The organism is Sphaerisporangium flaviroseum (assembly GCF_039537005.1).
Lineage (GTDB): Bacteria > Actinomycetota > Actinomycetes > Streptosporangiales > Streptosporangiaceae > Sphaerisporangium > Sphaerisporangium flaviroseum.
On record NZ_BAAAZR010000038.1, the window covers coordinates 289450 to 302414 of the forward strand.

Here is a 12965-nt window from a genome sequence, read left to right on the forward strand (position 1 = left end):
GCCACATGACCTCGCAGCCCGCCACCCCTGCGACCGGGGACCGTCGGCGTGACGCCGATCGCACCAGGGCGGAGATCCTCGAGGTCGCCATGCGGGAGTTCGCCCGGCACGGGTACGCCGGTGCGAGGGTCGACGAGATCGCCGCGCTCATGCGCACGACCAAGCGCATGATCTACTACTACTTCGGCGGCAAGGAGCAGCTCTACGTCACGGTCCTGGAGAAGGCCTACGCTGAGGTGCGGGCCGTCGAACGCACCCTCGACGTGGAGCACCTGGCCCCCATCGAGGCGATCCGCACGCTCGCGGAGCTGACCTTCGACCACCACGACGCCCACCCCGAGTTCATCAGGCTCGTGAGCATCGAGAACATCCACCGGGCCGAGCACATCCGCAAGTCGGAGGCGCTGGCCAAGCTCGGCGCCCCGGTGCTGGACATCATCTCCCGCATCCTCGACGCGGGCCGGGCGGGCGGTGACTTCGTCGCCGAGGCCGACGCCATCGACGTGCACATGATGATCAGCTCGTTCTGCTTCTTCCGCGTCTCCAACCAGCACACCTTCGGCGCTCTGTTCGGCCGCGACCTCACCGCCCCCGAACACCGCGCCCGCCACCGCAAGATGATCGGCGAAATGGTCGTCGCCTACCTGACGGGCGCGGGCGATCCCGCCTGAGGGCCCAGGTCGCTCTGCGACCAGAGCGGCGATGCCGATCAGTGGTCTTCGGCAGACGCCAGACGCGCGGTCTGGGCCTTGAGGACCGCGATGGTGTTGGTGATGTAGTCGACGATCACGGCAAGCTCGCGCTGGTCGTATTTCCCCATGAAGGCGGCCATCTCGTGGCCCAGATCGGCGAAGATGCCGCCCAGATCGGGCACACGCCCGGTGTCGGCGGAGATCAGCACCCGCCGGCGGTCGTCCGGGTCGTGAGTGCGCCGCACGTAACCCGCCCGCTCCAGCCGGTCGACCAGGGCCGTGATCGCGCTGGCACCGATCCCGAGCTCGGTCGCGAGCGCTCCGGCGGGCAGCGGGCCGTTCCTGGTGATCAGCCCAAGGGCCTTGTGGTCGACGGCGTTCAGCCCGAGCCGCCGGGCGATCGCCTCGTGAAAGAGCACCACCGCGGTGCTGAACTCCCAGCCCAACTCGGCACCGTCCACGGCACTCCTCCTCCAATTGGTTCATCATGGTGAACATTTCAATCGATTGAAGTAGTATACCGGCATGAGCATACGATCCGGGTTACGGCTGAGCCGCGACGCAGCGCGTTGGGGTGCGCGCTTCTACCTGCGGCGTTTCGTCATCGTCTTCGGGCTGTCGACGGTCCCGACGGTCCAGCGCTTCGTCGCCGTCCGGTGGGGGCAGGACCTCCCCACCTCGGTGAACGTCACCGCCGAGATCGTCACCGCGGCCAGCAGGCTCCTGCTGCTCTACGTGATCGTGAAGCTGGCATTCGGCGGCGACCCCGAAGTGGGCCGGCTCACACGGGAGACCCGATGGGAGCGCCTCGGCCGGTTCATCGACCACCGGCGCTCGGACTTCGCCGTCCAGTTCCTGGTCCTCGGCGCGGCGTTCGTCGTCTGCGACGTCCTGCCCACCATGGCCATCGAGCAGTGGGTCACCGGAGACGTGCGCGAATGGGTCACCGCTACCCTGGTCGCCGTCAAGAACCCGACGGTGATCGCCTTCACGATGATCTGGATGACCGCGGTGGCACGTCAGATGATCGTCTCCGAGACCCCCCAGGCGGCCATGCCGGGGGACGCCTAGACCCCGTGGCCACCCGCGCCCCCCGGCACCCCGGAATACTCAATCCTGGTTCAGGCGTTCACTGCGGCTCTGAAGCTCGTCGATCAGCTTGGAGGCGTCGGCCTTGCTGAGGTTCTCGGGGACGTCCTCACCGGCTTCTCGGGCGAGTGTGTGCAGGTAGGACTCCTGGGGCGCGGTCATCGGCTCGTCCCCCGTCGCCCACTGCTCCGGGTCCTTCTCTATAGGTCCGCGATCCATGTCTCCTCCTTCTCGAACTACCGTTCGCCTACCCCCCAATCACGGCCCTAACCGACCTGGCGCTCCGGCCTCACGGACCTCCCCTGGCCGCGCGGGCAGATGGCCGCAGGATTTTCCTGCGGCCTGTCGATCCGGACGTTCCCCGGTCGATGCACAGGTAGAAGCAGGGAAGACTGCCCTGAGGCGGGCCGGTACGCGAGACAGGCGGCACTCACGGCGGAGAACCAGAGAAGTCAGAACGGCGGCTCGTACACCGAGGCCGTTCACGAATCCCGAATGGACATGAGATCTCATGAAGTTTCGCGCCACGATCAGGCTCGGCGGTAAGACCGCGACGGGCATACCCGTCCCGGCCGACGTCGTCGCGGCCCTCGGATCCAGCAAGCGGCCGGCGGTCGTGGTCACGCTTGGAGGTCACACCTACCGGAGCACCGTGGCCCCCATGGGTGGCGAGTTCATGCTGCCCGTCAGCGCCGAGGTCCGTACGAGCGCCGGTGTCGCCGCCGGTGACGAGGTGGACGTCGAGGTGGAACTCGACACCGAACCACGCGAGGTGACCGTGCCGCCCGACTTCGCCGAGGTCCTGGACGCCGACGCGGACGCCCGGCGCAACTTCGAGGGGCTGTCGTACAGCAACAAGCGGCGGTACGTGCTCTCGATCGAGGGCGCCAAGACGGACGAGACGCGTCAGCGCCGCATCACCAAAGCCGTGAGGGAGCTCAAGCAGCTCCCACCGAAGCACTGACCGACCAATGGAACCGGCCGGCCTCCGCATGAAGGACAAAGGCCGAGAACTCCATACGGCTATGAAGACCCACCCGGCACCCATTTGATCAGGGCACCCAATCGCCGCCCACCCCAAAATGGACAACCACCAAGGCGAAGCCTATCCGTCCCCAGGTTGAGCTGGAGCGACGACCAAGGAAAGGGGAAGCCCTTAGCTCTTTCCAGGGGCATTGACCTTGTCGCCGCTTCCGTCCATCACGGTGATCATTGATGAGTCCGTGATCCGCCACCCGATCGGAAGCACGGACATCATGCGGGAACAGCTGGGGCACCTGCTCGAGGTCGCCCGGCACCCTCAGGTCACGATCCAGCTCGTGCCCTACGCCGCTCGCCCACACTGCGGCCTAGCGGGCGGCTTCATCATCGCCGAACGGAACGGGGCCGCGTATGCCGCCTTCGCGGAGGCCCAGCCCTTCGGGCGCACCTTTGACGATCGCCGCTTGATCGCCGAACTGATCCACCGGTATGACGCGATAAGGGCCGACGCCGTACCGTTCAAACAGTCACTCCAACTTATTGAGGAAGCGGTGATCCAAGTTGGCAGATGATCTTCAGGGCGGGCATTGGCAAAAGAGCAGCTTCAGCACCGATCAGGGAACCTGCGTCGAGATCACGTCGAACTTGCCCGGCATCATCAGAGTCAGAGACAGCAAGAACCCAGCCGGCCCGGTCCTGAGATCCACTCCCATCGAGTGGGCAGCATTCCTGGACGGCATCAAGCGCGACACACTGGGCCCCTGACGCCTACGAGTCAGTTCGTCCCTCCACCTACCTGACCAAGCCTGAGAGCCCTCGCTATGGCGGGGGCTCTTATATCTGTTCGGCTGCGCGAAGACCGACCTAGCACTGCCTGTACATATGGCCCGCCCACTCTCCTCCCGCCATGGGCGTAGCGGGGAGCTCGAGGGGCTTGCCCCTCGATTGGGGGGTCGAAGGGGGGCCGTCAGGCCCCCCTGGGAAACACTGCCCGAGCCGAAGGCGAGGACCGACCGCGTCCGGTCAGGGAGCTGGGCCAATTCCGGCCTCCCGCGACGCTGGGCGTCCGCGTCCGCCGCTGCGGCGGACGCGGACGACCCCGCGAAGTGTGCGGCCTCCGCGGGGTCGCCGGTCAGCCGTGGGTCAGGAGAAGGCCCACGAGAAGATGTGCAGCGAGCCGCCCACCACGGGTGAGAACGTGATGGTCTTCACCTTCTTGCCCGCGACCAGCTGGATCGGCTGGGCCGCGAAGAGGTGGGTGTTGATGGGCTGCCGTTCCCACGAGCCTCCGAAGAGGCGGTAGGGCGTCGTTGCCACGATCTCGTTGCCGTATCTCGGCGGGCTGCCCCAGAAGTCCAGCATCCACTCGCTGAACCCCAGCTTGGCCGTGCTCGTCGAGCCATCGGTGTAGGTGATCGCCACGTCCACCTCCGGCGCGGCGTTGGCGCCCATGCCGAGGAACGCGATCCGGGTCGTCCCGTCGGGTGCGGCCACCTCGATCGGCTGGGTCCCGGTCCGCAGGTTGTCCCATTCGCCGGGCTTGCGGTTCGGCCAGGTGAACTGGAACCCCTTCCAGGCGAACTTGGCACCGGGCGTGAACCCGGCGGCCGCCAGCGCCTGCGCGGAGTAGCTGAAGCCGGGGCCGTCGATGTTGGCCAGGCCCGGCACGCCGTCGTCGCCGATGCCGGCGTTGTTGTGGTTCCATTCGAGCGTCCCGCGCTTGGCCACGTTGAGCCGTACGGCGGCCGTCAGGTTCGTCGATACCGAGCCCGTCAGGTCGGTCGCGGAGAAGGGCACGGTGAAGTAGCCGAGCGCCACGGCGCTGCCCACCGAGATCGTCACCTTCTGGGTGGCCTTGCCCGCGGCCGGCACGGACAGCGTCCCGCTCGCCGGGGAGACGGTGATCCCCGCCGGAGGCCTGGCCTCCCACTTCAGGGTGCCCGCGCCACTCAGGGACCGGATCGCGAGCTCGGCCGAGAAGGTCGTCCCCGGCGCGACCGGGCCGGTGCCCGGGTTCAGCCCGATCAGATATGGCTTGGCGCCCTGGTTGAACGCCGGCGGCGCGTCCGCCTCGGCGCTGCCGAAGGTGGTGTTCGGCGACGACCCGAGCGTGAAGTCCAGGCGGCCGCCCCGCGTGGCGAACGTCTCCGGCAGCCACGCCTTGGTGGTCTTCACCCCTCCCACCTTGAGCGTCTGGATGTAACGGCTGGACGAGCCCGGGGCGTAGATCTCGATGTCGCCCTGGGCGCGGTCAATGGTGATCTTGTCGAACAGCGGGGTGTTCACCAGCAGTTCCGCCCGGCCGGGGATCGCCGGGAAGAGCCCCATCGCCGACCATACGTACCAGGAGCCCATCGCCCCGAGGTCGTCGTTGCCGGCCAGCCCGTCGGGCCCGGACTTGAACAGCTCCTGCTGCACCCGGCGCACCAGATCCTGGGTCTTGTACGCCTGACCGCCCCACGCGTACAGCCACGGCGCGGGCAGGGCGGGCTCGTTGCCCATGTAGGCGTAGGCCTCGTTCGGACCGGCGTTGAGCTTCTTGAAGTACCCGTCCAGCCGCGCGGTCGCCTGGGCGTTCCCGCCCATCGCGTCGAACAGCCCGCGCGGGTTGTGCGGCACCAGCCAGTGGTACTGCGCGCCGTTGCCCTCGATGTAGGAGTCCGCGCTCGCGGGGTCGAAGGGCGAGGTGAACGACCCGTCGGCCAGGCGCGGCTGGATCCAGGAGTTGGCCGGGTTGTAGGTGCTCTGCCAGGCCTGTGCCCGCTTCATGAACTCGGCCGACGTCGTCGCGTCCCCGAGACGGGCGGCGAGCTGGGCGATCCCGAAGTCCGCGATGGCGTACTCCAGGGTCGTGGAGGGATCCGAGGGGACGTACCCCTTGGCCATGAAGGCGGCGTTCCCCGGCCGCTCGTCGTACTTGGCGAACGGGCTGCCGATGTCCATCGGCCCGACGCGCCTGGCGGCGGCCGCCATGGCCTTCAGCGCCGACGCCGCGTCGAAGTCACGCGCTCCGAAGGCGTACATGCTGGCGAGGATCGAGTGGAAGGGGTCGCCGACCATGACGCCGGTGACCGCGGTCTGGTGCGACCACCGGTCCCAGACGTTGCCGATCACCTGCGCGTTGGCGTACATCGACCGGGCGATGTCGCTCCCGACGTCGGGGGCGAGCACGGCGAGCAACTGCACCTCGCTGCGGTAGATGTCCCAGCCGGAGAACGTCGCGTAGTGGTGGTGTCCGGGGACCACCTTGTAGGGCTTGCCGTCGAACCCGGTGTAGGTGCCGTCGACGTCCTCGAAGACGTAGGGCTGCAGCAGCGTGTGGTACAGGTTGCTGTAGAACGTCCGCCGCAGGTCCTCCGTTCCGCCTTCGACCTGCACCTTGCTCAGCCGTTCGTTCCAGGTGGCCCGCGCCTTCTGCGCGACCTGGTCGAGGCCGTCTGTGCCGATCTCGGTCCTGAGGTTGTTCCTGGCCCCGTCGACGCTCACGTACGACAGCCCCACACGCATCTGCACCGGCTTGGCGGACCCGAACTCCAGGTACGCGCCGGACCCCGGCCCGCTCACGGAGACATCCTGGGCCGTCACGGTGTCGCTGTCCGTCACCTTCGCCCGGGAGGCGTTCTTGACGCTCACCGCACCCGGCTGTACGGCGTCGTCCTTCCAGGTGCCGTACGCGGTGATCGGCTGATCGAAGGTGGCGGAGAAGTAGACCCTGTACCGCAGCGGCGGACCGCAGAACCCGCCGGTCTGAACCCAGCCCTCGACCTGGTTCCCGCTGATCCGGGTCTCGCCGTCGTCGACGCCGTTGATGGATCCGCTCGTGTTCAGCAGCAGCGTGCCGGGCTTGCCCTGCGGGAACGTGAACCGGCCGACGCCGGCCCGCATGCTCACCGACAGCTCGGCCTTGACCCCGGTGTCGAGGGTCGTGCTGTAGAAGCCCGGCGACGCCTTCTCGTTCTCATGCTTGAACGTCTGCACGTAGTCGTCGCCGTGCGTCGCGGGTGATCTTCCGATCTTCCCGGAGAACGGCATCATCGGAAAGTCCTGCGCCCCCGTGCACCCCGGCCCGGAGATATGGGTCATCGAGATCCCGCGCAGGCGGTTGTCCTCCCACTTGTAGCCACCGCCCGCGTTCGCCATCGTGTCGGGGCTCCACTGCATCATCCCGAACGGCAGGACGGCGCCGGGGAAGTTCATCCCCGATCCGCCGCCGTGCCCGAAGTCGGGGCCTCCCTCCTTGGTTCCGAGGAAGGTGTTGACCAACGCGGCCGGATCCTTCTCTGTGGCGGACTGAACCACTGCGCCCGCCGGAAATGCCGTCGCGGCCAGAACGGCGGCGACCATGGGTAACGACCATATGGACAAGGCGCATCCTCCATGAGGTGAGATCACGTCACTGAAACAGCAACGCGAAATCCATGAACGGTCAACCTGCAAAAGTTCCGGTAACAAGTTGCCACCCGTACGCGTGCGGGAGGAGAACGCCTTTCTTCCGGCCTGACGACGAAGCCCTTCGCCCGCTTTCCCGCATCCGACAGGACGGGGAACACGGGCAGAGGAAGGGCTCCTACCAGGGACGACAGCCGGATGATCCCGCTCGCCGCGACGGGGGATCACCCCTTCGCCGGGCGTCTCGGCCATCCGCACGGACACCGCGGGAAACGGGGGTGAACGCCGTCATCGGCCCTCGAGCAAGGCGCCGGACGAGAAATAGGGGTTGGCCTGCTTCCGCCACTTTGGCAGGTTCGGCATTACCACTGGTTGATTTCTATTCATCAGGGAATTCAACGATGTCCGTCCTGCACACGGTTCCGGTTGAGAAATCCGCACGTCACGAGATCGATACCCGGGCGCCCTCGGTCCGGCTCGCACGACTGCTCGATCCGGGCTCCGCGGTGCCGCTCCACGCCGACGACGACAGCGGCGTCCGGGCCGTACACGGGGAGGTGAACGGAGCCCGGGTCATCGCCTTCTGCACCGACGCCACGCGGATGGGCGGCTCGCTCGGCGCCGCCGGCGCCGAGCACATCGTCGAGGCCATCGAAACGGCCGAGCGGCTGAACCACCCGGTGATCGGCATCTGGCATTCGGGAGGCGCCCGTCTCGCCGACGGCGTCGAGTCCATGCACGGCGTCGGCCGTATGTTCGCCGCCATGACGAGAGCCTCGGGCGTCATACCGCAGATCTCGATCGTCCTCGGGCCCGCCGCGGGCGCCGCCGCCTATGGCCCGGCGCTCACCGACGTCATCGTCATGGCCGACAGCGGCCGCATCTTCGTGACGGGCCCGGAGATCGTACGGAGCGTCACCGGCGAGCAGATCGACATGGCGGGTCTCGGCGGCCCCGAGACGCACGGCCCCAAGTCAGGGGTCGCCCACGTCACGGTGGACAGCGAGGACGACGCCTACGTGCGCGCCCGCCGCCTCATCGGCTTCCTCACCCGGCCGGGGACCTTCGACCTCACCGAACTGCGGGACAAGGACCTCAGGCCTATGCTGCCGGAGTCACCGCGTCGCGCGTACGACGTCAGACCGCTGGTCCACGCCATCATGGACACCGGCGAGCACGGAGTGGTCTTCGAGGAGTTCCAGCCCCGCTGGGCCGCCAACATCCTGGTGGGCCTGGGCAGGCTCGGTGGCCGGACGATCGGGGTGCTCGCCAACAATCCCCTCCGCAAGGGCGGCTGCCTCGATTCGCTGTCCGCCGAGAAGGCATCGCGCTTCGTCCGCATGTGCGACTCGCTCGGCGTCCCGCTCGTCGTTCTCGTGGACGTGCCCGGCTATCTGCCCGGAGTGGGGCAGGAATGGGGCGGGGTCGTCAGGCGGGGCGCCAAGCTGCTGCACGCCTTCGCCGAGTCCGTCGTGCCCCGGGTCACCCTGATCACGCGGAAGTCCTATGGCGGGGCCTACATCGCCATGAACTCCCGCTCGCTGGGCGCCACCGCGGTCTTCGCCTGGCCCGGCGCCGAGGTGGCGGTGATGGGAGCCGAAGCGGCGGTCGGCATCCTGCACCGGAAGGCGCTCGCGGCCGTCCCTGACGACGAACGGCCCGGCCTGCGTGCGCGCCTGATCGAGGAGCACCGGCGGGTCGCCGGTGGTGTGGAGCGGGCGATGGCGCTTGGGGTGGTCGACGAGGTCATCGCCCCCGCGACCACACGGTTCCGGCTCGCCGAGGCCCTGGCCCGCGCACCGCACACACGCGGGCGACATTCCAACATCCCGCTGTGACCAGCCGGCATCCCGCGGTGCACCCCCCCGTCCGGCATCCCGCGCCAAGCCCACATCCGGCACTCCGCAGTGAAGACCACCTCAGCCACGACCGGACGGAAAGGAGGTACCACCATGTTCCAGATCGGAGTTCTCCTGGTCGGCGGCCCGGCCCATCTACCCGCCGACCAGCGAGTCCAACGAGTGACGACCATCAACGAGACGTTCAAGCTGCCCATCGGCGGGGGCTACGAACACTTCCAGCACCAAGGTGAGTGCACGCAGATCGACGGCGAGGAATTCCCAGTTCTCCGTTGGGTGATGCGCACCGCCATCGCGGAATGACACGATACGAGGAATCACGAGAGCGGCGGCGCCTCCGGGCTCCGCCGCTTTCGTCTCTCGCGGTCACGCGACGGATACGGCCATCGGCCGGCCCAGAAGGCAGGCCGTTACAGCGACCCCCTCCCGATCGACCCCGGCGGCCACTACGTGGACACGGACGCCGTCAGTAGTGGCGGAGTATGGGCCACAGTCTCGACCATGGCCCGCTCGCGCCGGAGCACAGCAGGATGACGTTCTGCTGCAACTCGCTCTCGACCCCGTACCCGTTGTCGATGCGCGCGCCCGGCCGGCAGTCGGTGAACATCCGGGGCAGCCGCCGGTTCTCCCTGGCGTACACGAGCACCACCGGCCCGTTGGCGGAGTCCGGCGGCGGCCCCCAGGCGGAGTAGTTCATGTGGCCCGAGTACGCGGGCGGCAGGCCGTGGTCGGGGCCGTACCGCGCGATCGCGCCCGCTTCGCCGTAGTTCTGGGCGAAGATGACGGCTCCCGCGCGTTGCTCGGCCGGGATCCGCCGCCAGGTCTCGGCGACGCTGGACACGAAGCCCGGCCACCCCAGTTGCTCGCTGGGCGCCGCGTTCAGCGCGGTCACGACGGTCAGCGCCTTCGGCGGCAGCACCGGCAACGCGACGACGGCATTGACCAGGGCGGCGACAACGATGGCCGACGTGAGGATCCAGCCTCGCCGGCCGGCCTTCGCCCAGCGTGCGACGGGCTCGGCGCCCGCCGCCATCGCCACGATGAGCATCGGCAGCACGTAGTACGCCTTCCCGCCGAACACCAGCACGACGACCACGAGCAACGGAACGCTGACCGCGAAGGATCGCGCCCACCGGATCGCCGGGTCGCGCCACAACCGGACCAACCCGGCCACCCAGATCGGCACGAACAGCGGAGAGAGCTGCACGATCAGCAGGAGAGCGAACATCAGGCGGTTCTCGCCGCCCTCGCGGTCGCTGATCCCGGCCGCCACGGTGAGCTGCGGCCAGCCGTGCGCCGCACCCCACCACAGGTTCGGCAGCGCCAGGGCCAGCGCGACCGCCGCACCGGCCGCGAGCCACCAGGTACGCAGCACCTGCCTCGGCCCGGCCACCAGCAGCGAGAACATCAGCGCCAGCACCAGCAGGGCGACCAGTTGCTTGTTCTCCATGCCGACGCCGATCGCGGCCCCGATGGCCAGATACCAGCGGCCGTCTCCGGTGCGCAGCAGCCTCAGCACCAGCCAGCTGATCAGCAGCCACACGAGCATGTCGAACGTGGCCGTGGCGACCATGTGAGCCAGGCCCAGGAAGATGCCGGATCCCGCCGCGCAACACGCCGCGATGAGCTGGGCGCGCCGGCCACCGCCGAGCTCCCTGGCCACCAGCGCGACGACCACGACGGACAGGACCCCCAGCAGGGTCGCCACCACCCGCAGGCCCATCGGCGTGTCGCCGAAGAGCGCGGTGCTCGCCCTCGCCAGCAGCGGGGTCAGCGGCGGCTGGTCGACGTATCCCCAGTCGGGCCGGTCGCCGGCGACCATGAAGTAGAGCTCGTCGCGGTGAAACCCGTATCGGCCGGACAACGCCGTCAGCAGTGCCGCGAGCACCGCCGCGACGATCGCGATCGGCCGGGCCGCGAACGCCGGCAGCCCCACGGGACGGCCGTTGTCGTCTTCGTCCTGCACCGAGGTGTCAGAGGGCGCGATGGTCATGACACTTGAGCATGACAGCAGGGCCGCCGGTTGTCGTCAAACCCGGGTGTGCAATCGCCATGTGGGCGATGACCGGTTCTTTCCGGCCACTTCTTGCCAACAGCGCGCCCGCCATCCGGCGTGATAGTGGCGGTAACCTCAATTTCACCGGTTAAACGTATTCAAGCGCTGGATGCGGTGGTGTATTCGCACCGCCCCGATTATGCGGCCGGCAGGCCGCATGAATGGCATCCGCGACGATGACACGCATGCGTCAATGCCTCAACCCAGTCGGTGTGATTAAGGAGGTGACACGTTGCTGGAAGCAATCGATCTCGTCAAGCGGTACGGGTCGGTCAAGGCTCTCGATGGATTCAGCCTCCACGTGGCGGCCGGTGAGATCGTCGGGCTCGTCGGGCACAACGGCGCGGGAAAGACCACCTTCGTGGAGATCGTGTCGTACCTGACCCGTCCGGACAGCGGCCACGTGACCATCGACGGCCGCTCCCCCGCCTCCGCCCGCGGCCGGATCGGCGTCGCGCCCCAGCACATCGCGCTGTACCCCTCCATCACCGTCCGGGAGCATCTCGAGCTCTTCGGCAAGCTGGCCGGGTTGCGAGGCGCCGCGCTTCGCACCGCCATGGACGATCTCGTCGTGGCGATGCGGCTCACCGACTTCATCGACCGGCACGCGGCCGGGCTGTCCGGCGGCCAGCAGCGCCGGGTCCAGGCGGCCACCGCGCTGGTCCACCGGCCGACGCTGCTGCTGCTCGACGAGCCGACCGCGGGCGCGGATCTGGAGACCCGGCAGGCGATGCTCGACGTGGTCAAGCAGCGTGCCGGCGAGGGCGCCGCCGTCGTCTACACCACGCACTACCTCCCGGAGCTCACCGAACTCCAGGCCACGATCGCGGTCGCGCGCAACGGCCGGGTCATCGTCCGGGGCACCTACGACGAGCTGGTGGCCGGCCTGCCCGGCGAGGTGCGGCTCACCCTGGACGACGAGCAGGAGATCAGGGTGTCGACGACACAGCCCGCGGCCACGCTGATCGACCTGCTCAGCCGGGCCGAGCGCCCGATCACCACGGTCGACGTGCGCAACCCCTCCCTGGACGACCTCTACCGATCCTTGGCGGTCAGCGATGCTTCTTGACACTCCGGAGACCGCGGAGACGGCACCGACCGCCTACCGCCCGGGAAGGCTCGACGCGGTACGCGACGCCGTGGACCGGATCGCCGCGCTGGCCAGGCACAACACGATCATCCGGCTGCGCGACCCGGGGCAGATGATCAGCTACGTCGCCATGCCGATGGTGCTCATGCTGGTGCTGAAGCCGTTGTACGTCAGGGCCGTCGACGGCGGCGCCACCAGCGTGGTCACCGGCCTGCTGGTGATGTTCTCGGTGTTCGCGATCTCCATCGCGGGCAACTCGATCCTCGTCGAGCGGACCTGGCGCACGTGGGACCGGTTGCGGGTGAGCAGGGCCTCGGCGACCGAACTGCTGCTCGGCAAGACCCTGCCGATCTTCGTGGTCATGGTCGTGCAGCAGACGATCCTGCTCGTGTACGGGTGCCTGGTCATCGGCCTGCCCGTCCCGCGGTCGGTGGGGTACGTCGCCTTCGCGATCACGATCTGGGCCTTCACGCTGCTCTCGATCGGCGCGGCGCTGGCCACGATCGTCCGCAGCCACGGCGAGCTGAGCGTGATCTCCGACGTGGGGGCCCTGACCCTCAGTTCCCTGGGCGGCGCCCTGGTGCCGCTCAGCATCATGCCCGAATGGGCCCAGATCGCCGCGCACGTCTCGCCGGGGTACTGGGCCCTGACAATGTTGCAGGCCGCCGTCCGCGGTGACGCGGCGGGCACCCTGGCTCCCGCCGGAGTCCTGCTGGCGATCGGCCTGGTATCCGGCACGTTCGCCGTCCGCCGGCTCACCCGTGGGTGGGGCCGCAGCCGGCTGCTCTGAGGCAGTCCGATTTCCGACC

At 68.5% G+C, this 12965-nt stretch carries 13 protein-coding genes; 9 read left to right on the top strand and 4 right to left on the bottom strand.

Translation table 11 applies throughout. The features are described from left to right. Positions 1 to 5: 5 nt before the first annotated feature. A complete protein-coding gene (locus tag ABD810_RS33330) occupies positions 6 to 671 on the top strand; it encodes a TetR/AcrR family transcriptional regulator (protein WP_344950019.1) in 666 nt (221 codons plus the stop codon). A 38-nt stretch (positions 672 to 709) separates the two neighbouring features. Here the strand turns inward: ABD810_RS33330 and ABD810_RS33335 are convergent, their stop codons facing one another. After that, positions 710 to 1153, bottom strand: a complete 444-nt coding sequence (locus ABD810_RS33335) for a MarR family transcriptional regulator (RefSeq protein ID WP_344950020.1) — start codon at positions 1151 to 1153, stop codon at positions 710 to 712. Between the two features lie 64 nt (positions 1154 to 1217). Between ABD810_RS33335 and ABD810_RS33340 the strand changes: the two genes are divergently transcribed. Then, positions 1218 to 1763: a hypothetical protein gene (locus ABD810_RS33340; protein ID WP_344950023.1), complete on the top strand. Its 546-nt coding sequence runs from the start codon at positions 1218 to 1220 to the stop codon at positions 1761 to 1763. Between the two features lie 39 nt (positions 1764 to 1802). On the opposite strand, the gene ABD810_RS33345 is transcribed toward ABD810_RS33340, so the two are convergent. Continuing rightward, the gene (locus ABD810_RS33345; RefSeq protein ID WP_344950026.1) at positions 1803 to 2000 is read right to left on the bottom strand and encodes a DUF3072 domain-containing protein; all 198 of its coding nucleotides are present in this window, start codon (positions 1998 to 2000) and stop codon (positions 1803 to 1805) included. A gap of 292 nt (positions 2001 to 2292) precedes the next feature. Between ABD810_RS33345 and ABD810_RS33350 the strand changes: the two genes are divergently transcribed. The 3 genes from ABD810_RS33350 (at position 2293) to ABD810_RS33360 (ending at position 3527) form a co-directional block, all read left to right on the top strand. Next, positions 2293 to 2745 (top strand): DUF1905 domain-containing protein, encoded by a 453-nt coding sequence (locus ABD810_RS33350; RefSeq protein WP_344950028.1) that lies wholly within the window; start codon positions 2293 to 2295, stop codon positions 2743 to 2745. A 217-nt stretch (positions 2746 to 2962) separates the two neighbouring features. Further along, positions 2963 to 3334: a DUF5753 domain-containing protein gene (locus tag ABD810_RS33355; RefSeq protein ID WP_344950031.1), complete on the top strand. Its 372-nt coding sequence runs from the start codon at positions 2963 to 2965 to the stop codon at positions 3332 to 3334. Continuing rightward, a complete protein-coding gene (locus ABD810_RS33360) occupies positions 3324 to 3527 on the top strand; it encodes a DUF397 domain-containing protein (RefSeq protein ID WP_344950034.1) in 204 nt (67 codons plus the stop codon). Before ABD810_RS33355 ends, ABD810_RS33360 begins: the two co-directional genes overlap by 11 nt. A gap of 378 nt (positions 3528 to 3905) precedes the next feature. On the opposite strand, the gene ABD810_RS33365 is transcribed toward ABD810_RS33360, so the two are convergent. After that, positions 3906 to 7403: a GH92 family glycosyl hydrolase gene (locus ABD810_RS33365; RefSeq protein ID WP_344950037.1), complete on the bottom strand. Its 3498-nt coding sequence runs from the start codon at positions 7401 to 7403 to the stop codon at positions 3906 to 3908. A gap of 149 nt (positions 7404 to 7552) precedes the next feature. On the opposite strand from ABD810_RS33365, the gene ABD810_RS33370 reads away from it, so the two are divergent. Both ABD810_RS33370 and ABD810_RS33375 read left to right on the top strand, forming a co-directional pair. After that, positions 7553 to 8989 (top strand): acyl-CoA carboxylase subunit beta, encoded by a 1437-nt coding sequence (locus ABD810_RS33370; protein WP_344950040.1) that lies wholly within the window; start codon positions 7553 to 7555, stop codon positions 8987 to 8989. A gap of 114 nt (positions 8990 to 9103) precedes the next feature. Beyond that, the gene (locus ABD810_RS33375) at positions 9104 to 9313 is read left to right on the top strand and encodes a DUF5988 family protein (protein ID WP_344950043.1); all 210 of its coding nucleotides are present in this window, start codon (positions 9104 to 9106) and stop codon (positions 9311 to 9313) included. A 163-nt stretch (positions 9314 to 9476) separates the two neighbouring features. Here the strand turns inward: ABD810_RS33375 and ABD810_RS33380 are convergent, their stop codons facing one another. Further along, positions 9477 to 11003, bottom strand: coding sequence for a glycosyltransferase family 39 protein (locus tag ABD810_RS33380; RefSeq protein ID WP_344950046.1), 1527 nt, complete (start codon positions 11001 to 11003; stop codon positions 9477 to 9479). Positions 11004 to 11298: 295 nt separating this feature from the next. On the opposite strand from ABD810_RS33380, the gene ABD810_RS33385 reads away from it, so the two are divergent. Together ABD810_RS33385 and ABD810_RS33390 are read left to right on the top strand one after the other, a co-directional pair. Next, positions 11299 to 12135, top strand: coding sequence for an ABC transporter ATP-binding protein (locus ABD810_RS33385; RefSeq protein WP_344950049.1), 837 nt, complete (start codon positions 11299 to 11301; stop codon positions 12133 to 12135). Beyond that, complete coding sequence (locus ABD810_RS33390; RefSeq protein WP_344950052.1) at positions 12125 to 12946, top strand: ABC transporter permease; 822 nt, start codon at positions 12125 to 12127, stop codon at positions 12944 to 12946. The genes ABD810_RS33385 and ABD810_RS33390 overlap by 11 nt, the downstream gene beginning before the upstream one ends. The last annotated feature ends 19 nt before the right edge of the window (positions 12947 to 12965 follow it).

Coding starts and splice junctions, on each gene's coding strand:
- ABD810_RS33330 (WP_344950019.1), top strand. CDS start 6: ATGACCTCGCAGCCCGCCACCCCTGCGACCGGGGACCGTCGGCGTGAC.
- ABD810_RS33340 (WP_344950023.1), top strand. CDS start 1,218: ATGAGCATACGATCCGGGTTACGGCTGAGCCGCGACGCAGCGCGTTGG.
- ABD810_RS33345 (WP_344950026.1), bottom strand. CDS start 2,000: ATGGATCGCGGACCTATAGAGAAGGACCCGGAGCAGTGGGCGACGGGG.
- ABD810_RS33350 (WP_344950028.1), top strand. CDS start 2,293: ATGAAGTTTCGCGCCACGATCAGGCTCGGCGGTAAGACCGCGACGGGC.
- ABD810_RS33365 (WP_344950037.1), bottom strand. CDS start 7,403: ATGGCCGAGACGCCCGGCGAAGGGGTGATCCCCCGTCGCGGCGAGCGG.
- ABD810_RS33370 (WP_344950040.1), top strand. CDS start 7,553: ATGTCCGTCCTGCACACGGTTCCGGTTGAGAAATCCGCACGTCACGAG.
- ABD810_RS33375 (WP_344950043.1), top strand. CDS start 9,104: ATGTTCCAGATCGGAGTTCTCCTGGTCGGCGGCCCGGCCCATCTACCC.
- ABD810_RS33380 (WP_344950046.1), bottom strand. CDS start 11,003: ATGACCATCGCGCCCTCTGACACCTCGGTGCAGGACGAAGACGACAAC.
- ABD810_RS33390 (WP_344950052.1), top strand. CDS start 12,125: ATGCTTCTTGACACTCCGGAGACCGCGGAGACGGCACCGACCGCCTAC.